The organism is Actinoplanes sp. CA-131856, assembly GCF_050956135.1.
GTDB lineage: Bacteria > Actinomycetota > Actinomycetes > Mycobacteriales > Micromonosporaceae > Actinoplanes.
On record NZ_CP191849.1, the window covers coordinates 4677238 to 4696731 of the forward strand.

Here is a 19494-nt window from a genome sequence, read left to right on the forward strand (position 1 = left end):
ACAACCTTTCTTATTTGTGGGAGAGCCGGCGGACGACGAGATCGCCCGCCATCTGTACGAGTTGGACGAAGACCACGAGCGCGGCCACGGTCGCGACCATGACCTCGGTCTCGAAGCGCTGGTAGCCGTAGCGGATGGCCAGGTCGCCCAGACCGCCGCCGCCGACCACGCCGGCCATGGCCGAGTAGCCGACCAGCGCGATGACCGTGATGGTCAGCCCGGCGACCAGTCCGGGCCGGGCCTCGCGCAGCAGCACCTTGCCGACGATCTGGGTGCGGGAGGCGCCCATCGCCGTGGCCGCCGCGATCACGTCGTGGGGGACCTCGCGCAGCGCGGCCTCGACGATGCGGGCGAAGAACGGGATGGCGCCGATGGTCAGCGGCACGATGGCCGCGTCGGTGCCGATGGTGGTGCCGACGACGGCCCGGGTGAACGGGATGACCGCGACGAGCAGGATGATGAACGGCAGCGACCGGGTGATGTTCACGATCAGGCCGAGCACGTTGTAGAGCGGCGGCGCCGACAGCAGCCCGCCGGGCGCGGTCAGCACCAGCAGCACGCCGAGCAGCAGCCCGCCGATCGCGGTCAGCACGGTCGACACGAAGACCATCCAGGCGGTCTCCTGCAGGCCCACCCAGAGCAGGTCGAAGACCTCGGACCAGGTCATGCCACTACCTCCACCTGGGCGCCCTGCGACCGCAAGAACTCGAGTTGGGGCTCGACGTCGCCGGACAGGGCCAGGCGCCACCGGCCGGCGCGGGTCGCGGCGAGGGTCTCGACGGACCCCTCGAGGATCCGGAAGTCGAAGCGGCGGGCGAGACCGGTGAGGGGCGCGTCGGCGTCCGCACCGCTGGCGGTGACGTCGACGAGGGTCTCCCCGGGCGCCCCTGGACGAGCCGCCAGGGGGAACAGCCCGTGCGCCAGCTCCGAGCCCTCGCGGTGGAGGAGTTCGGCCACCGGGCCGGACTCGACGAACTTGCCGTCACGCATGACCGCGGCCGAGTGGCAGATCTTCTTCACGACACCCATCTCGTGGGTGATCAGCAGGATCGTGAGACCGAGCCGCTGGTTGAGGTCGAGCAGCAGCCGCAGGATGGAGTCGGTCGTCTCGGGGTCGAGCGCCGAGGTCGCCTCGTCCGACAGCAGGACCTGGGGCCGCGCGGCCAGCGCCCGGGCGATGCCGACGCGCTGCTTCTGACCTCCGGACAATTGCGAGGGGTACGCGTCCTCGCGGCCCCCGAGGCCCACGAGGTCGATCAGCTCGGACACGCGGGCCTTGCGCGCGGCCCGGGGCTCGCCGGTGACCTCGAGCGCGAACGCGATGTTGCCGGCCACGGTCCGCGAGGAGAGCAGCGCGAAGTGCTGGTGGATCATGCCGATGCCGTGCCGGGCGATCCGCAGCCGCTTGCGGTTCAGCGCGGTCAGGTCGACCCCGCCGACGGTGATGCGCCCCTCATCGGGCCGTTCGAGCATGTTGACGCAGCGCAGCAGCGTACTCTTGCCGGCGCCGCTCTGGCCGAGCACACCGAAGACGTCACCTTCACCCACGGTGAGGTCGACGCCGTCGACGGCGCGCACCTCACGGCCGCGGCTCCGGTAGGTCTTCCGGAGTCCCGTTATCTCGATCACGAAGAAGCACCCTTAAAACCTAGATATCCCATAGGCTGATGGGACATCGACAGACCCTAGCGACGTTGCGCGCGCGAGGAAAGTCGGTGTAACGACTGTCACGAGCCTGATACCTGACCGTCACCTCCACACAGCGACGACATAGGGACCGCACAGACACCGCGCCTAGCTTCGGGTCATGGCACTCCTGGTTCTGGCGCTGCTGTTCGGAGTCGGTGCAGCTCTCCTGTTCTCCGGCCGGCGCAACACAAGCGGACAACACCACAACGCGCTCGGCGACGCCCGGGCCGAGGCCCAGCGCTGGTACGAGCGCCTCGGCGGTCAGCTGGTCAACCTGAGCAGCGACGATCCGGCGGCCCGGCAGGCTCTGGTCGACGCCGCCGAGCGTCACCAGGCGGCCGGCGGCCAGCTCGCCCGGGCTCAGACGCCGCTGCAGTTCGACATGGCACGCGAGACGGCGCTGGAGGGCCTGGCCTACGTCCGGGCGGCCCGCCTCGCCATGGGCCTCGACCCCGGCCCGGACCTCCCATCGGCCGCCCGCAACACCGGCACGCTCAGCGACGACCGCCAGGTGACCGTGCAGGGGCAGACCTACTGGGCGGGCCCGCGGGCGAGCTCGCAGACGCCGTACTACTACCCCGGCGGCTACGTCGGCGGCCGCCCTGTTCCCGCGGGCTGGTACTCGACGCCGTGGTGGAAGACCGCGCTCGCGGCCGGCGCGGGCGCCCTCGGCGGCATGATGATCTTCGACGCCCTCTTCGACCACCACGGCCCGCACGGCTTCGGCGGCGGCCCCGGCGGATTCGGCGACTTCTTCTAAAAGCCGAAAGTTTCTTCTCGGTATCCGCCGATCAGGCGCGAGGCAGGTCCGCCCACTGCCCGCGATGGCCCGCGGTGGGCGGTTGCTGGGCGCTCTTCACCCACCGCGAGGCGATGGTGTCGCTGGTCGATCTCAACGGGCTGAAGGGCCGGCCGCGGGCCGTGGACCCGGCGACCAGCCGGGTCCTGCTGATCGAGCACGACGCCGCGTCGTCGGGTACGTGGTGGAGGCTTGCACTTGAGTCATTCCAGACTCCGTTTATGGCGAGGAACGGCGGGTACCCCGGAACCGTTCCAGTCGGCCATTTCCGGAGGATTGACTCAAATGGCATCAAGTAAGCCTGCGAAGGCGATCAAGGGTGTGGTGGAGGCGGCGGCCGCGAAGGTGGCCGACGCCCTCACCCCGCCGGTGCCGGGAGCGCCTTCGAGCGCGCCCCCGACCGTTGCCGAGCCCACCACGCCCGTCGAGCCCCTGCCGCCGAAGAAAGAACACGGTGCGCCCGACACCCGTACACCGACCGGAGCCGAGACCGGCGCCCCCGCCGAGAGCAAAGGCCAGCAGGGCGCCTATCTGACGACCGCGCAGGGCGCGCGCCTGCGCGACACCGACCACTCGCTCAAGGCCGGGCCGCGCGGCCCGATCCTGCTGCAGGACCACCACTTCCGCGAGAAGATCACGCACTTCGACCACGAGCGCATCCCCGAGCGCGTCGTGCACGCACGCGGCGCCGGCGCCCACGGCGTCTTCGTCGGATACGGCACGGCCGACGAGATCACCCGGGCCGGATTTCTCAAGAAGGGCAAGGAGACCGACGTCTTCGTGCGCTTCTCGACAGTGCTCGGCTCACGCGGCTCGGCCGACACCGTGCGCGACACCCGCGGCTTCGCCACGAAGTTCTACACCGACGAGGGCACGTTCGACCTGGTCGCCAACAACATCCCGGTCTTCTTCATCCAGGACGCGATCAAGTTCCCGGACGTCATCCACGCCGGCAAGCCGCACCCGGACCGCGAGATCCCGCAGGCGCAGAGCGCGCACGACACGTTCTGGGACTTCGTCTCGCTGCACACCGAGGCCCAGCACCACACCATCTGGAACATGTCCGACCGGGGCATCCCGCGCTCCTACCGGACCATGGAGGGCTTCGGCGTCCACACGTTCCGGCTGGTCAACGCGGCCGGCGAGACCGTGCTGGTGAAGTTCCACTGGAAGCCCAAGCTCGGCGTGCACTCGCTGACCTGGGAGGAGGCCCAGATCGCGGCCGGCGTCGACCCCGACTTCCACCGGCGCGACCTCTACGACGCGATCGAGTCGGGCGCGTTCCCCGAGTGGGAGCTCGGCATCCAGGTCTTCCCGGACACGCCCGAGGAGACGTTCGCCGGCATCGACCTGCTCGACCCCACCAAGATCGTGCCGGAGGAGCTGGCACCGGTCCAGCGGGTCGGCAAGCTGGTACTCAACCGCACGCCGCGCAACTTCTTCGCCGAGACCGAGCAGGTGGCCTTCCACCTCGGTCATCTGCCTCCCGGCATCGACGTCACCAACGATCCACTGCTTCAGGGACGGCTTTTCTCGTACGTCGACACGCAGCTCACGCGCCTCGGCGGCCCCAACTACTCGCAGATCCCGATCAACCGCCCGCACGCTCCCGTGAACGACATGCTCCGCGACGGCTTCCACCAGCACGCGGTGCACGCGGGCGTGGCGCCGTACCGCCCGAACTCGCTCGACGGCGGCAACCCGTTCACCGCGGGCGACAAGGAGCAGGCCTTCCTCGACGTGCCGGTCCGGGTGGCCGAGGCCCCCAAGATCAGGGAGAACCCGGCCTCGTTCGACGACCACTACAGCCAGGTACGCCTGTTCTGGCTGAGCATGTCGCCGGTCGAGAAGGAGCACATCATCCGGGCGTACACCTTCGAGCTGGGCAAATGCTACGAGCAGGCGATCAAGGAGCGTCAGCTCCAGTCCCTGGCCAACATCGACCCGGTGCTCTGCGCCGAGGTCGCCACCGGCCTGGGCCTGCCCGCCCCGAAGCCCACCATCAAGCTGGCCGACCCGCAGCCGAGCCCCGCGCTGTCGCAGGTCGGCGCGGAGTGGCCGCCGGACGGCCGGATCGTCGGCATCGTGGTCGGCCCCGACGGCACCGACGTGCCCGGCCTGGCCGAGGTGCGCGAGACGATCCAGGCGGCCGGCATGGTCCCGCTGATCATCGCCCCGCACGGCGGCAAGGTCGGCGGCCTGCCGGTCCAGCGCACATTCGCCACCGCCCGCTCCATCGAGTTCGACGCGATCCTCGTGGGAGCCGCGCCCGTCCCGGCACCGGACGCGATCCCCGCCCGCGACGACAAGGCCGGCGCGGCCACCGCGGTCGACCCGCGCGTGGTCCTGCTGCTCGACGAGGCATGGCGCCACGCCAAGGCGATCGGCGCCTGGGGCGAGGGCGTGGAGTCCCTGGCCGCAGCCGGCATCACCGGAACCCCCGGCGTGGTGACCGCCGAGTCCGGCGCCGCCGCCCTGACCCAGGTCCAGCAGCTCATGGCCGCCCACCGCGTCTGGGAACGCTTCCCCGCCACGGTGGCCTGACAGCCAGGGCACACCTGATTCACCTGCGCGAGCACCGGCCCGACTCCCCTCGGGCCGGTGCTGCCAAAGCCTCGAAGTCAGAGCGCGCAGACGTCAAGAATTGTTCTTGTAGATGCGCCGATGCCACCATGGCAGCGGCTTACCCGTCCCTGACTCCTTGGGGCTGGAATCGGGAAGAGTGCGGCGCCGGAACTTCTCGTCGAGGCGGCTCAATAGGCGGCGCATCTCGGCGCGTGCGGGCGGCGGCAGGAGAACGGTCACGGCCTCCAGACCGTCACGGACGACCGCCACGTCCACATATCGGCAGCCTGGGCACGCGGGACACAGCGAGGCCTCCAGGCGGAGCTTGTGCCCGGGCTGCGAGACGAACTTCCGATAATCCCGAAGGAAGGCGGCAGTACGTCCCGGCCGGACGTGTTCATGGAACGGATCATGGTCGCCACCACCGCGCTGACCCAACCGGACGCCGTGTTCGACAGCCCTGACGGCGTCGGCCGCGGCTGGGGACAGGCCGTCGATCGGGCCTCCGGCTTCGCGGGCCCACCGGCGGACGGCACGCCCGGCAGCTTGTTGTCTGGCGCGGATCGCGCCCGGCCGCTTACGCGGCATGACCCTTTCGGTTGATCGTCATGGGGCAATACTGGCACAGCCGGTCAGCGCGGTTGGGCCGTAGGCGGCAGGCGTCAGTCCGCTCAGGACGGGGCTGGGGACGGGGCGGGGTCCTCGGCGTAACGGTGGCTCAGGCGGCGGTAAGGGCGGCTGCGCAAGGCGACCGTCGTCGCGAAGACGCCGATGATGCCGGTCAGGATGAAGACCAGGGCCAGGCCCCGGTTGGCGCCGGTGCCGAACCAGTCGCCGATCAGGCGGGCGCCCGCGCCGTCGGTCATGTACGGGATGAAGACGAACTGGGCTATGGGGGAGATCAGGAACGCCGTCAGTGGGGAGGCCGCCTGCTCCACACTCTGGGCGAAGCCGAACACCCGGCCCTGACGTTCGTACGGCACCACCTTCTGCAGGATCGTCTGCTCGGCCGCCTCGGCGTACGGGACGGCCAGCATGTAGACGTACAAGCCGGCGGCCAGCCAGACGATCGACTCGCGGAGCGGGAAGATCAGGGTCACGGTCCAGAGCACCATGTTGACCATCAGGAGCAGCCAGACCGGGTTCCTGCCCAGGCCGGTGCGGGCGATCAGCAGGCCGCCCACGATGAAGCCGGTGCTCAGGGCACCCCACAGCAGACCCCAGGCCTGGACCGAGACCAAGGACAGGCCGTACGCGTCCAGCAGCGCCATGAAGATGCCGCCGAGCAGATTGTTGAAGGCCGAGAAGGCGATCAGGGCGGGCAGTCCGGGCACCCCGCCGATCACCCGGATGGTGCCGCGCAGATCGACCGAGCGCTTCTCCGAGGTGGCGGCGGCCGGTGCGGCGGCGCCGGACGGCATCCGGACCAAGGCCAGGGCGAGTACGGCCACGCCCAGCACCCCGAGGGCCACCACCAGCACCCACAGCATGCCGCCGAGGGCCACCAGCAGGCCGCTGATCACCGAGGTGACCAGGAACGAGACGCCGGACGCAGTGCCGACCAGGCCGTTCGCGCGGTCGCGGGTCTCCTCGGGTACCAGGACCGTCACCAGGGTGGGCAGGGCGATCGTCCGCAGGTTGCCGGCGATCACGCCGAACATCAGCAGCACCACCAGGAGCCACAGCCGAACGCTCGCGGGGTCACGCCACTCGTCGCGGGGCGTCATTTGATAGAGGAGCAGCGCGACGCCGTACAGGAAGAACGAAACCAGCGCCGACACCTGCATGACAGTCTTCTTGCGGTAGTGGTCGACCAGGCTGCCGAACCAGATGCCGGTCAGTGCCGTCATCACCAGGAAGATCCCGGAGATGACGCCGGTGGCGAAGACCGACTGCGTCTCGATGTAGACGTAGAAGGTGATCGCGAACCACACGGTGAAGTTGATGACCGAGACCAGCAGCGTGTTGACCAGCAGTTGATAGAAGACCCGACCCATCGGGACACCGTAAAGGGTGAACCCCGGTTGAGGTCTATGAATTTGTCCAGTAGAGCGCGCGGGCGAACTGGGCGTACAGGCCCTTCGGGTGGGCCCGGAACAGTGGTTCCGTGCCGAACAGGACGGCCCGGCTGCCCCGGGCCGTGGTGCCCGAGACCACCGAGGCCTGGCCCGCCGCCTGCGACGGGCCGCCCATGCCGGGGGCGGTCGGCAGCCAGTGGCCGGCGACCAGCGGGTCGTCGGCGTACCGCTGTTCGACGGTGAATCCGGTGCCGGTGAACCACAACGGCGAGTAGACGAACGAGTTCGGCGGCGAGTCGGCGCCGGTGACCTGGCCGGTGTTGCGGACGGCGACGACTCCGTTGGCGTCGCCGCGGCCCGCGACCGCGGTCGCCGGGAGCAGTCCGGCCGCCGCGTTGAAGGCGGCGCCGGTGACGCCGCGGGTGACCACGCCGCCGCGGCTGAGCAGGTCGTCGACCTGCGCCTTGGCGGCCTCGGTGAGCTGCGCGTAGTTCAGGCCGGAGGACACGATCAGGCCGGTCACCCCGGTCAGGCTCGCACCGGCGTTCAGGGTGGCGGTGGAGACCGTACGCACGTCGAAGCCCATCTCGCGCAGCGCGAACAGTTCGTCGGCGGCCACGGCGGCGGCCAGCACCGGACGTGAGATCGGGGTGCCCGCGGTGCCGCGCGGGGCGGCGTCGAGGCGTACCCCGAACCGGTCGGCGATCCACCCGGCCGAGGCCGGAAGCACGACGGTGGCCGCGCCGTGCAACCGCAGTTTGATGCCCTGGTCGAGCAGGGCGTTGACGGCGCGGATGTCGGCCGGGTCCCGCAGCGTGAGAGCGAGCTCCCGGCTCTTGGGGACCACCCCGGTCACCGAGGCCGCCGTGACGGGCGAGGTGGCGACGCGTGGCGCGGCGTGCCGGCTGATGTCGACCGAGGCGCCCCAGAGCAGGCGATGGCTCCAGCCCGAGATGTCGTACATCTGCGGCACCAGGGCGGAGATGTCCCGGCCGGCCTCGAGGAGCACGTTGGCCAGGCCGCGCTTGGGCTGGTGCATGTCGACGACGTACGAGCCGGCCGGATAACGGTGGCCGTTGAGCACGAAGCTCGTACGGGCCCTGGTGACGCGGACGTCGTTGGCGACGAGGTGGTCGACGAGACGCGCGGCGGCGGGTGCGGAACGCTGCTTCTCGCCGGCCGGCACGACGTACGCCCGGGGGAAGGTTGTCGAGTAGCGGTCCTCGGGGCCGAAGCCGGGCACGTAGCCGTCCGGGACGTCACGCTGCGGCTCGCCGGCCCAGCCCCGGCGGAACTGCTCGATCTGGTCGGCCAGCAGTGCCGCCCGGTTCGTGTCGGCGTACGTCAGGGCCGCCTCGATCGTCGCCGCCGCGACGTCGGTGTTGACGGCCGAACGGCGGCGCAGCTCCTCGACCGGCAGCGTGGTGTAGAGACCCCGGTTGACCTGCAACGGGATCTCGACGGTGTGGCCGATGGCGCCGTGGTACATGGCGTACATCGGGGTGAAGATGGGCGGCCAGTCGTCCCAGTCGCCGGGCGCGTAGTCCCGGAACGGGATGTCGGCCCGGGTGGTCTCCGGATGGCCGAGGCGCTGGATCGCCGCCTCCATGCCGAGCGCGTTGGGCAGGGCGTGCTTGATGTAGAGGTCGTACTCGTAGTTCTGCCCGTGCGGCGGCGTGGCCGGCTCGATCAGCGTGGTGCCAGTGTAGCCGTGCTCGTCGAGCATCACGAACGGCTGGGTGGCGATGACCACGTCGCGGACGGCGCGCGACTCCGGCTGCGAGCTGGTGGCGTGGTCGCGGTTGATGTCGAAGCCGGCCCCGTTGACCCGGGTGCCGGCGATCCGGCCGTCCGGGTTGTTGGTGACCGTGACGTAGACCCGGCTGCGCGACAGGAACGCGGCGGTGGCCGGGTCGGTCGCGGTGGCCAGCCGCTCGATGACCCGCAGCGCCCCGTCGGTGCCCTCCCACTCGTCACCGTGGATGTTCGCGTTGATCCAGACCGGCGTCTTGTAGCCACGGGCGAGGGACCGGTCGCGCTTGGCCGCCGCCGGATCGTTCTCGATCAGCCACCGCCAGCGCTCCTGCCGGGCCGCCTCGGCCGCGCTCTCGGGCGCGGTGACGGTGACCAGATAGAGGTCCCGGTCGAGGGCGGAATGCCCGACGACCTCGGCCGACACCCGGTTCGAGGCCTGTTGCAGGGCGTTCAGCCTCGGGGCGATCTCGTGGTACGGCACGAGGCCCAGCTTGATCGAGCGATCCTCCGGATTGGTGGGGTAGACCCGCAGCTCGTGCTGCCGAGGGTAGCCCTGCCGGCCGGGCTTCCAGGCCGCGCCGGGCGCCGCCGCCGACAGGATCCGCGCCGCCGCGCTGTCGGTCGCCGCGACCTCGTTGCGCTCGGGCCCGTTGCCGAACTCCCGGGTCGAGGCCCGGTCGTCGGCGTGCGCGGGCACGGGAAAGGCGGTGATGAGCAGAGCCGCGCCGAAGCCCGCGGCGAGCCGTGAGAGGTCCACAATGCACTATTACCTATTGACGTACGTCAGTGGTAATACCGTTCGTGCCATTCGTGGAACGTGATGGGCCCGCCCGCCGCGCGCCCAGGATGTCGGTCACGACCGGCACCGGGTCGTCGGCGCCCGGAACGCCGGCCTCCGCGATCGCGCGGACCAGCGGCCCATAGGCCCCGTCGGCGCCCACCGAGGGGAAGATGCCCAGCAGGTCCCGCCGCGCCTCGGCGGGACGGTCGTGCTGCAGGTGGGCGCCGTCGGTGGTGACGCCGCCGGAGGAATGCGAGAGCAGGTTGACCAGGGCCAGGAAGGCGGCGGTCAGCGCGGCCACCAGCAGGCACGAGCGAGGCGACGCGGGCATCGGATGCCGTGCCCAGCGGAACAGGACGAGGGCGATGGTGGCATCGACCGCCGGCCCGGCGAGCGGGACATGGCTCAGAGGCTAGGCCAGGAGGGCCTCGCGCATTTCCTTGCCCGGGTTGAATCCGCCGACGACGGCCGGCGAACTCGGGTCGTAGATGTCGATGACGTTGTTGCGGCGCATCAGCTCGCGGACGGGCTGGGGGAGTGGTGGCTCGTCGCTCATCGCCGCGCGCAGGTCGCGGGTGGTCATGATGACGCGGTGGACCAGGGTGGCGGCGTCGGTGTCGGGGCGGACCCGGGCGAACTCCCAGCCGGCGATCGTCAGGTCGAGGACCTCGAACAGGTGGGCCAGCAGCGGGGACGGGTCGGTGACCTTCACGACCCGCTTCGGGTCGGCGCCGACCGCCGCGACGGCCCCGCTCACCTGGATGAACGGGTGGAGGCCGCCGGGCAGGGCCCACAGGTTCCAGCGGAGCCGGCTGCCGGTCTCCCTCCACAGCGGACGGTAGTTGCGACGGTCGACCTGATAGCCGTAGCCGCCGACCTGGCCGGCCACGTCGGCGTAGGCGGCGTCGGTGAACTCCCGCACGATCTGGGCCGCGGCCAGCAGCCCGTCGTCACCGGCGAGCTGGGCGGCGGTCGCGTCGGCCTGCTGGAGGAACGTGCCGGGCTGGTGCGGACCGTACCGCCCGCGGACGTCGTCGACGAGAGCCTGCTGCTGGCCGGGGTCCTTCTGACCGCCGGACCCGCGCCGGAACCACCGCATGTCGCCTCGTTTTCGCTTTCAAAGGACGAAACCGCGGCAATGTTAGCCTGCCACCTCCACCGGGCGAAGCCACCCGGCCACGGCGGCCGCGTTCATCCTCAGGATCTCCAGCGCGAGCCCGTAGTCGATGTGCGTGAGCAGGTCGTTCTCACCGTGGATGTTTCCGTTGGCGCTGTCGTTGCCCTCGATGGTCAGCACGGCCGGGACGCCGGCCACGATGAACGGCACGTGGTCGCTGGCGAACGGGCTGAGCGAGGTCTCCACCCGCAGCCCGGTGTAGGTGGCGGCCGCCGCGGCCAGGTCGTCGATCAGCTCCTTCGAGACCGGGGCGCCCTCCAGCAGCACGCCCGGCTCGGGTCCGTTGCGGACGCCGATCATGTCCATGTTGAGGACGGCGCGGATCCGCCGGCGCTCGTCCGGCGACAGCCCCGCCACGTAGTGCTTGCTGCCGAACAGGCCCTGCTCCTCGCCGCCGAACAGGATGAGCCGCAGGTCGTTCTCCCACTGGTGGGCCGCGAGGGCGCTCGCCAGCAGCAGGACGCCGGCCGCGCCGCTGCCGTTGTCGTCGGCGCCGGGCGCCCTGGTGCCGCCGGCCTGGTTGACCGAGTCGAGGTGGGCCGTCACCAGCACGACCTGACGCTCCGGGTCGGCTTGGCCGGGCCGGTCCGCGATGACGTTCGCGCTCTGCCCGCCGCCGACACTCACCGCCTGGCGCGACGTCGCGTAGCCCAGGGTGGTCAGCGCCATCTCGGCCCGATCGGCCGCCTGGCGGAACCCGTCGCTGAGCGAGTGCCGGGTCTCCAGCCGGGAGATCCAGGTCAGATCGCTTTCGTACGCCGGGCGGGCGACTCCCACGAGCACGTTCTCGACCCCCGCGTCGACGCGCCGGGCCGGTGGCTCCGGCCGGTCGACGACGACCGGGCCGGCCGGCATGGGCTCCACCCGCCAGCAGGTGTCGTCCTTCCCGCGCAGCGCCTCGCCGCCCTCGACGACCAGGTGACGGCCGTGGTCGAGGATGACCGGCACGTCCGGGTGCGCCTCCTGGAAGGCCCGCCCGACCTGGGTGACCAATGACAGCCCGGTGGCCACGGCGCCCGAGCGCGCGGCCGGGGCGGCCGGGGCGGCCGCGGCCGGCTCCTCCTCCGACCAGAGCAGCACCTGGTCGCCGACGCGCACGCGGTGCCCGGCGGTGCGGCTGTCCGGCCCGGCCTCGGCGGCGGGCAGCACGGCCCAGTGGATGCGATGTTCCATGGCCCCGACGATCCTCCTCGGGGCGCCGCCGGTTCAGTCGGCTGCCCGACTCAGCGGAAGAGCGACAGGTCGATCGCGCCGGCGATGGCCCGCATCCCGGCGTCGTTCGGGTGAAGGTGGTCGCCGCTGTCGTACTCCGCCCGATACCGGGCCGGCGCGTCCGGGTCGTGGGTGGCGGCGTCCAGGTCGATCACGCCGTCGCAGCCGCTGGCGCCGCCACGGAGGAAGGCGTTCACCGCTTCCCGGCCGGACTCACCCTCCGTACTCCAATAGCTCGTGCCTTGAAACGGCGTCAGAGTGGAGCAGAAGATCCGCACTCCGGCGTCGTGGCTCTGCTGGACGACGGCACGTAGGGCGGTGATCAGCTGGTCGCCGGTGGGGCGGTCGTCGCCCAGGTCGTTGATGGCGGCGTCGGAGAGGATGACCCACTTGACGCCGGGCTGGGAGAGCACGTCACGCTCGAAGCGTTTCTGGACGCTCTCGCCGGCGCCGTCCTTCAGCAGCTTGTTGCCGCTGATGCCGGCGTTGAGCACGCCGACCGTGCGGCCGGCCTCGCTGAAGCGGCGGGAGAGCAGGTCGGGCCAGCGCCTGTTCGCGCCGAAGGCGGAGTCGAAGCCGTCGGTGATGGAGGCGCCCAGCGCGACCAGCGTGCCCTCGGCCGCCGCGTCGCGCACGTCGAGGCCGGCCAGGAAGTAATAGCTGTCGATGGTCTGAGCGTCGGCGAGGGTGGCGTTGGTGGTCTGGTCGCCGGAGCCGACGTAGTTGTGGCGGTTGGCGAACGAGTGCTGGGTGGTGGCCTGGCTGCCGTTGGGTAGGTAGACGGTGACCGCGACGTCGGCGCCCGCCGGCACGGTGAACGCGATCGGGTCGCTCTCGATGCTCGCGCCGGCCGCCATCGTCACCCTGGGGGAGCCGCCGAAGCTCACGGCCGTGGAGGTGCCGGCGTCGATCGCGGCGCCGCCCTTGCTGAGCGCCAGACGCACGTTGGCGAGGGTGAGCGGGGCGGCGCCGAACTCGTTCGACACCCGGAGACGCGCGGTCGAGCCGCCGGCGCTGGTGTGCACGACCTGCCGTACGGTCTGTTGGCCGAAGGCCCGCCCGCCGCTCTGCGTGGCCACGGCCCAGCTGCCCACCCATGATGTCCCGGTCGCGGCCTTCTCCGGCCGAGCGGAGGTGCATCCCGTCGCCGCGAGGACCGTGAGAGCCACCACTACCAGCATCTTCTTGGTCCCTGTCATCGAACCAACGGTACCGAAGTCGATCATGTGGTACCGCGGTACTACGCGCCGCCGGCAGGATCGACCCGCGGTACGACGTTTCCCAACCCAGGCGGGCCGACGCTGGATACATGATCGAAGCGAGGGAACTCACGAAGACGTACGGCGAGAAGACCGCCGTCGACGGGCTGACCTTCACGGTCCGGCCCGGCGCGGTGACCGGCTTCCTGGGGCCGAACGGCGCCGGCAAGTCGACCACCATGCGCATGATCGTCGGCCTGGACCGGCCGACCTCGGGCACGGTGACGGTCAACGGCCGCCCGTACGCCGATCACCCGGCCCCGCTGCGCGAGATCGGCGCCCTGCTCGAGGCGAAGGCCATCCATCCCGGCCGCTCCGCCTTCGACCACCTGATGGCGCTGGCCCACACGCACGGCATCTCCCGCCACCGGGTCGAGCAGGTGATCGAGATGACCGGCCTGGCCCAGGTGGCCCGCAAGCGGGCCGGCGCCTTCTCGCTCGGCATGGGCCAGCGGCTCGGCATCGCGGCCGCGCTGCTCGGCGACCCGGAGACGCTGATGCTGGACGAGCCGGTGAACGGCCTCGACCCCGACGGCGTGCTGTGGATCCGCAACCTGCTCACCGGCCTGGCCGCCGAGGGGCGCACGGTCTTCCTCTCGTCGCACCTGATGAGCGAGATGGCGCTGGTCGCCGACCACCTGATCGTCGTGGGCCGCGGCCGGATCCTGGCCGACACGACGGTGGAGCAGCTCGTCCGTGACGCCGGGGGCGACACCGTGCTCGTGGCGACCGCCGACCCCGTACGGCTGCGAAGCCTGCTCGCCGGTCCCGGCGTCGAAGTCACCGGCCGGCCCGGCTCGGAACAGCTGATGGTGACCGGCCGCACCGCCCGTGAGATCGGCTTCACCGCGGCCGAGCACGGCATCCCGCTCTTCGAGCTCACCAAGCACGAGGTCTCCCTGGAGGAAGCCTTCATGAACCTGACCCACGACGCCGTCGAGTACGTGGCGAGTGCCGCATGACCATCGCCGTGTCGCCGCCCCGGGTCGCCCGGTCCGAGCTGGCCAAGTTCCAGTCGCTGCGGTCCAGCTGGATCACGCTCGGCCTGGCCCTGCTGTTCCTGATCGGCTTCGGCGTCATCGCCGCGTTCCAGTACCGCTCGGGCATCGACGCCCCCGGCGCCCAGGGCGCCACCGGATACGGCATGGCCCTGTTCGGTGTGACGTTCGCGCTGATCGCGATCGGCGTCCTGGGCGTGCTCACGTCCTCGGCCGAATACACCACGGGCATGATCCGTTCCACCCTGGCCGCGGTGCCCCGGCGGCTTCCCGTTCTCTGGGCCAAGGCTCTGGTGTACGGCCTCATCGCGTTCCTGGCCGGTGTGGTGGGTGCCTTCGTGGCGTTCCTGGCGACCAGCGCCGTCCTGTCCGGCACGAGCGGCGCGGTGAGCCTGTCCGACGACGGCGTGCTGCGCGGCCTTCTCGGCGCGGGCGTCTATCTGGGCCTGGTCGGCGTGATCGGGGTGGCGCTCGGCGTGCTGCTGCGCTCGACCGCCGGTGGCATCTCCGCCCTGGTCGGCACGTTCCTGCTCGTTCCGGGCCTGATGTCGCTGCTGCCCGACTCGTGGTCGGACGCCGTCACCCCGTACCTGCCGAGCAACGCCGGCGGGTCGATCTACGCGCTGACCGACGGCTCCTTGAGCCCCGGCGCGGGCCTGCTGGTCATGCTCGCCTGGACGGCGGCCGCCCTGGCCGGCGCGGCCTACCGGCTGAAGCGCTCGGACGCCTGACCGGCTTCGGGGAGGATGATCACGTGAGGAGTGAGGCGGCCGGGCTGCTGCGCATGGGCCAGTGGCTCCGGCGATTCGACACCCGGCGGCCGTGGGCGTTCGACACGGCCCTAATCGTCCTCCTCTTCCTGAACTTCTGCCTGCCCGACCTGGGCGGCGTCCGGCACGAGGACGGGCCGGTCGCCTTCTCCGACCTGCCCGCGGGCGAGATGGTGTGGCTTCAGCTGGCGCTGCTGGTCCCGCTGTGGTGGCGGCGCCGGGCCCCGATGGCCGTCTTCCACGTGGTGATGCTGGTCTTCATCGCGCAGGCTCTCGCGGGCGTCCTGCTCCGGGCGGACGCGGCGGTGGGGATCGCGTTCTACAGCCTGATCCGGTACGGGCGGTGGGAGCGCCTGATCTGGGCCGCCCCCGTGCTGCTGGCCTCGTTCGGGCCGGTCACCTGGCGCCTGTCCGACCGGATGGGCGTCTCGGACGTCCTGTTCTTCCTGGCCAGCGTCTTCACGGCGGCCGGGGCCCTGGCCATCGCGGTGCGGCTGCGGCACGCGAACGTGGCCGCCCTGCGCGACCGCGCCGAGCGCCTCGAGGTGGAGCGCGAGCAGCGGGACCGGCTGGCCACCGCGACCGAGCGGACCCGGGTCGCCCGCGAGATGCACGACATCGTCGGCCACAGCCTGTCGGTCATCGTCTCGCTGGCCGACGCCGGCGCGTACGCGGTCGGCTCCGCCCCCGAGCGCAGCCGCGAGGCTCTCCAGCTGATCGGCGACACCGGCCGCAAGTCCCTGGCCGAGCTGCGGCGCACGGTCGGCGTCCTGCGCGACGACGACGGCGCCCCCGACCTGCGCCCGCAGCCGGGCCTGGCCGACATCGGCGACCTCTGCGAGCGGATCCGCGCGGCCGGCCCCAGCATCGAGTACCGGACCGCCGGCGACCTCACCGGCCTGGACCGCGGCGTCCAGGTGACGGCGTACCGGATCGTCCAGGAGGCGCTGACCAACACCCTGAAGTACGCGGGCCCGCACACCGCCGTGAAGCTGTCCGTGACCGCCACCCACGATCGCTTGCATATCGACGTCCGGGACAGCGGTCCCGCGGTCCCGGCGGTGCCTCCGGCCCGGGAAGGGCACGGTCTGGTCGGCATGCGGGAGCGGGCGGCGATCTACGGCGGAGCCGTGACCGCCGGCCCGGTGCCCGGCGGCGGCTGGCGCGTCACGGCCGACCTCGGTGCCATCCGGGCGGAGGCCGGCGCGTGACCACCGTGTTGATCGTGGATGACCAGCCCCTGCAGCGGTTCGCGTTCCGGATGTTGCTGGAGAGCAACCCGGGCACGGAAGTGGCCGGTGAGGCGGCCAACGGCGCCGACGCGGTACGACAGGCCTCGCAATTGCGGCCCGACGTGGTGCTCATGGATGTCCGGATGCCGGGGATGGACGGGATCGAGGCCACCCGTCGCATCGTCGCCGCCGGTGGCCGCAGCCGGATCCTCATGCTGACCACGTTCGACCTGGACGAGTACGTGCACGCGGCCCTGCGCGCGGGCGCCAGCGGCTTCCTGCTCAAGGACGCCCATCCGGAGGAGCTGCTGGCCGGCATCCGGGCCGTGGCCGCGGGCGACGCCGTGATCGCCCCGGCGCTGACCCGGCGCCTGCTGGACGAGTTCGCCCAGCACCTGAGCGCGCCGCCGACACAGGACGACCGGATGGCCACCCTCACCGACCGCGAGCGCGAGATCCTCGTGGCCATCGGCCGGGGCTGGACCAACGGCGAGATCGCCGAGCGTCTCGTGCTCTCCGAGTCGACCGTGAAGACCCATGTGGGCCGGGTCCTCGCGAAGATCGGCGCCCGCGACCGCATCCAGGCCGTCATCTTCGCCTACGACACGGGTCTGGCCCGACCCGGCACGGGGTGAGCGCGCCCTGTGTATGGTCAAAACGTAATCATTCGGGCTGATCGGGCGGCTGATCGTGGACCTCGACGTGCGGCCGGCGCCGGTGCAGGGGCTGACCGAGGCGGAGGCCGAGGCGCGCCGCCGCCGGGGCGAGGCGAACACCACCGGCAAGGGCGGCGGCCGTGGCTACACGACCATCCTGCGTACCAACGTCTTCTCGTTCTTCAACATCATCCTGTTCGTGATCGGCGTCGCGCTGCTGGCGCTGGGGCGGTACAGCGACGCGCTGATCAGCGTCGGGCTCGGCCTCATCAACGCCGTCATCAGCGCGCTCCAGGAGATCCGGGCCAAGCACAAGCTCGACCGCCTCCAACTGCTCGACCGGGCGATGGTGGTCGTGGTGCGCGACGGCCGGGAGGTCTCGGTCGCGCCCGGCGCGGTCGTCCGCGGCGACCTGCTGCGGGTGCGCGCCGGAGACCAGATCGTGGTGGACGGGCCGCTCCAGGACGGCGGCCGCCTCGAGGCCGACGAGTCGCTGCTGACCGGTGAGTCCGACCCGGTGGCCAAGGCGCCCGGCGACGAACTGCGCTCGGGCAGCCTGTGCGTGGCCGGCGAGGGCTTCCAGCACGCCCGCGACGTCGGACGGCACAGCTACGCGGGCCGCCTCACCACCGAGGCCCGGCGGGCCACCACCGACGACACGCCACTGCAAAGGCGGATCGAGTTCGTCGTACGCCTCGTCATGGCGCTCGCGCTGCTGATGAGCCTGACCATCCTGGCCCAGGCCGCTCTCGAGGGCTTCACCCTGCTGCGCCTGGTGCAGATGGGCGCGGTCCTGTCCGGCCTGGTGCCGTACGGCCTGTTCTTCCTCATCGCCGTCGCCTACACGGCCGGCGCGGCCCGGATCGCCGGGCAGGGCGCGCTCGTGCAACAGGTCAACGCGGTCGAGTCGGTGAGCAATGTGGACGTCGTCTGCACCGACAAGACCGGCACCCTCACCACCGGCCGGCTCACCGTCGACGAGGTCGTGCCGCTCGGCGGGTACGACGCGGCCGAGGTGCGGGAGACCCTCGGATCGCTGGCCCGCACCTGCGCGACGCCCAACCTGACGACCACCGCCCTGGCCGGGTCGCTGCCGGGAGAGCCGTGGACGGTCCGCGACGAGGTGCCGTTCGCGTCGTCGCTGCGCTGGTCGGGCCTCGCCACCGACACCGCCACCTGGGTGCTGGGCGCCCCGGACGCGCTCGCCGATCACCTGAGCTGGCCGGTCGAGCCGTCGCTGGTCACCGACCGGACCGGCCGCGGACTGCGGGTGCTGCTGCTGGCCCGCGCGGCCGCGCCCGGTCAGCGCCTGCACGACGAGCGGGGCCGGGCCGTCCTGCCCGAGCTTCAGCCGGTCGCCCTGGTGGCGCTGGCCGACGAGCTGAGACCCGAGGTGGCCGAGACCGTCGCCCGGTTCCGCGAGGACGGCGTACGTCTGATCGTGCTCTCCGGCGACGACCCGCGCACGGTCGCCGCGCTGGCCGAACGGGCGGGCCTGGAGCCGGGAGAAGCCGTACCCGGAAGCCGTCTGGAAGGTCTTGACGACGCCGCGCTGGACCGCCTCGTGGAGCGGACGACCGTCTTCGGCCGCGTCGCCCCGGAGCAGAAGGAGCGCATCGTGGCCGCGCTGCGGCGCCGCCACCACTACGTGGCGATGATCGGCGACGGGGTGAACGACGCCCGCGCGCTCAAGGGCGCCCAGGTCGGCGTGGCCATGCGCAGCGGCAGCGCGGTCACCCGCGACGTGGCCGACATCGTGCTCGTCGACGACTCGTTCGCCGCGCTGCTCCCGGCCCAGCGCGAGGGCCGCCGCATCCTGAACGGCATCGGCGTCTCCCTCTACGTCTTCCTGGCCCGGGTGGCGTCGCAGGGCCTGGTCATCCTCGCGGTCACCATGCTCGGCCTCGGCTTCCCGTACTCGCCGGCCCAGGTCGGCCTGACCCTGCTGACCGTCGGCGTGCCCACGTTCTTCATGACGTGGTGGGCCAAGCCGTTGCCGCCGGACGACCATCTGCTGGGCAACATGGCCCGCTTCGTGGTCCCGGCCGCCGTGGTGACGGCGGGCTTCGGCACGGCCATCTACGCGCTCTTCTACCACCTCATCGAGAAGGGCTTCTCCGACGGCCGCACCCCCGACGAGATCATCGACCAGTGGGAGCGCTACACCGGCCTGACATACGGCAGCGACACCGACTTCGCCGAGGCGGCGGCCACGATCGGCGCCCAGACCGGCCTGTCCACGTTCTTCTGCCTGGCCTCGTTCGTGCTGATCCTGTTCCTGGAGCCACCACACCGCTTCTTCTCGGCGTGGACCGCGCCGGTGACCGACCGCCGCCCGCTGTACCTGGTGATCGGCCTGGTCCTGGTCTTCTTCGCGGTCCTGTTCATCCCGGTGCTGTGGAACTATTTCGGCCTGGCCGGCCCGGCCGAGCCCACCTTCGAGGTGGTCTTCCCGATGCTGGGCCTGTGGTTCGTCACGCTGAGCTGCGCCTACCGCTTCCGCATCCTCGACCGCGTCCTCGGCCTCGACAACCTGCCTTAGACCGTGTGTCGTTTGGGGTTGTTGAGTAGCAAGGTCATTCG

General features: G+C 71.4%; 17 protein-coding genes. 8 read left to right on the forward strand and 9 right to left on the reverse strand.

Going from position 1 to position 19494, the window contains the following annotated elements:
- Nucleotides 1-10 precede the first annotated feature (10 nt).
- Complete coding sequence (locus ACQP2X_RS21620; protein ID WP_498699687.1) at nt 11-667, reverse strand: methionine ABC transporter permease; 657 nt, start codon at nt 665-667, stop codon at nt 11-13.
- Nucleotides 664-1629, reverse strand: a complete 966-nt coding sequence (locus tag ACQP2X_RS21625; protein ID WP_498699689.1) for a methionine ABC transporter ATP-binding protein — start codon at nt 1627-1629, stop codon at nt 664-666. The genes ACQP2X_RS21620 and ACQP2X_RS21625 overlap by 4 nt, the downstream gene beginning before the upstream one ends.
- A gap of 178 nt (nt 1630-1807) precedes the next feature.
- Here ACQP2X_RS21625 and ACQP2X_RS21630 point away from each other — a divergent pair, with 178 nt between their 5' ends.
- Both ACQP2X_RS21630 and ACQP2X_RS21635 read left to right on the forward strand, forming a co-directional pair.
- The gene (locus ACQP2X_RS21630; protein WP_498699691.1) at nt 1808-2449 is read left to right on the forward strand and encodes a hypothetical protein; all 642 of its coding nucleotides are present in this window, start codon (nt 1808-1810) and stop codon (nt 2447-2449) included.
- Nucleotides 2450-2773: 324 nt separating this feature from the next.
- Nucleotides 2774-5032 (forward strand): catalase, encoded by a 2259-nt coding sequence (locus ACQP2X_RS21635; protein ID WP_498699693.1) that lies wholly within the window; start codon nt 2774-2776, stop codon nt 5030-5032.
- A 93-nt stretch (nt 5033-5125) separates the two neighbouring features.
- Here ACQP2X_RS21635 and ACQP2X_RS21640 read toward each other — a convergent pair whose 3' ends face one another.
- On the reverse strand, nt 5126-5323 hold the full coding sequence (locus tag ACQP2X_RS21640; RefSeq protein ID WP_498699695.1) for a hypothetical protein: 198 nt from the start codon (nt 5321-5323) through the stop codon (nt 5126-5128).
- Nucleotides 5324-5452: 129 nt separating this feature from the next.
- Between ACQP2X_RS21640 and ACQP2X_RS21645 the strand changes: the two genes are divergently transcribed.
- The gene (locus ACQP2X_RS21645; protein WP_498699696.1) at nt 5453-5656 is read left to right on the forward strand and encodes a hypothetical protein; all 204 of its coding nucleotides are present in this window, start codon (nt 5453-5455) and stop codon (nt 5654-5656) included.
- A 68-nt stretch (nt 5657-5724) separates the two neighbouring features.
- Here ACQP2X_RS21645 and ACQP2X_RS21650 read toward each other — a convergent pair whose 3' ends face one another.
- From ACQP2X_RS21650 to ACQP2X_RS21675, 6 genes are all read right to left on the reverse strand, one after another.
- Complete coding sequence (locus ACQP2X_RS21650; RefSeq protein WP_498699698.1) at nt 5725-7050, reverse strand: MFS transporter; 1326 nt, start codon at nt 7048-7050, stop codon at nt 5725-5727.
- 34 nt (nt 7051-7084) lie between these two features.
- Nucleotides 7085-9583: a M14 family zinc carboxypeptidase gene (locus ACQP2X_RS21655; RefSeq protein ID WP_498699700.1), complete on the reverse strand. Its 2499-nt coding sequence runs from the start codon at nt 9581-9583 to the stop codon at nt 7085-7087.
- Between the two features lie 13 nt (nt 9584-9596).
- The gene (locus ACQP2X_RS21660) at nt 9597-9938 is read right to left on the reverse strand and encodes a hypothetical protein (protein ID WP_498699703.1); all 342 of its coding nucleotides are present in this window, start codon (nt 9936-9938) and stop codon (nt 9597-9599) included.
- 81 nt (nt 9939-10019) lie between these two features.
- Complete coding sequence (locus tag ACQP2X_RS21665) at nt 10020-10706, reverse strand: hypothetical protein (RefSeq protein WP_498699705.1); 687 nt, start codon at nt 10704-10706, stop codon at nt 10020-10022.
- A gap of 42 nt (nt 10707-10748) precedes the next feature.
- Nucleotides 10749-11957, reverse strand: coding sequence for a M28 family metallopeptidase (locus ACQP2X_RS21670; protein ID WP_498699706.1), 1209 nt, complete (start codon nt 11955-11957; stop codon nt 10749-10751).
- Nucleotides 11958-12007: 50 nt separating this feature from the next.
- Nucleotides 12008-13195 (reverse strand): SGNH/GDSL hydrolase family protein, encoded by a 1188-nt coding sequence (locus ACQP2X_RS21675; protein WP_498699708.1) that lies wholly within the window; start codon nt 13193-13195, stop codon nt 12008-12010.
- A gap of 110 nt (nt 13196-13305) precedes the next feature.
- On the opposite strand from ACQP2X_RS21675, the gene ACQP2X_RS21680 reads away from it, so the two are divergent.
- The 5 genes from ACQP2X_RS21680 to ACQP2X_RS21700 are packed head-to-tail and all read left to right on the forward strand — an operon-like array spanning nt 13306 to nt 19453.
- Nucleotides 13306-14217, forward strand: a complete 912-nt coding sequence (locus ACQP2X_RS21680; protein WP_498699710.1) for an ABC transporter ATP-binding protein — start codon at nt 13306-13308, stop codon at nt 14215-14217.
- Nucleotides 14214-14984 carry an ABC transporter permease gene (locus tag ACQP2X_RS21685; protein ID WP_498699713.1) on the forward strand — a complete coding sequence of 257 codons (771 nt, stop codon included), beginning with the start codon at nt 14214-14216 and terminating at the stop codon, nt 14982-14984. Before ACQP2X_RS21680 ends, ACQP2X_RS21685 begins: the two co-directional genes overlap by 4 nt.
- Nucleotides 14985-15007: 23 nt before the next feature.
- The gene (locus ACQP2X_RS21690; RefSeq protein ID WP_498699715.1) at nt 15008-16234 is read left to right on the forward strand and encodes a sensor histidine kinase; all 1227 of its coding nucleotides are present in this window, start codon (nt 15008-15010) and stop codon (nt 16232-16234) included.
- Nucleotides 16235-16284: 50 nt separating this feature from the next.
- Nucleotides 16285-16890, forward strand: a complete 606-nt coding sequence (locus ACQP2X_RS21695; RefSeq protein ID WP_498700990.1) for a response regulator — start codon at nt 16285-16287, stop codon at nt 16888-16890.
- Between the two features lie 55 nt (nt 16891-16945).
- A complete protein-coding gene (locus ACQP2X_RS21700) occupies nt 16946-19453 on the forward strand; it encodes an HAD-IC family P-type ATPase (RefSeq protein WP_498699717.1) in 2508 nt (835 codons plus the stop codon).
- The last annotated feature ends 41 nt before the right edge of the window (nt 19454-19494 follow it).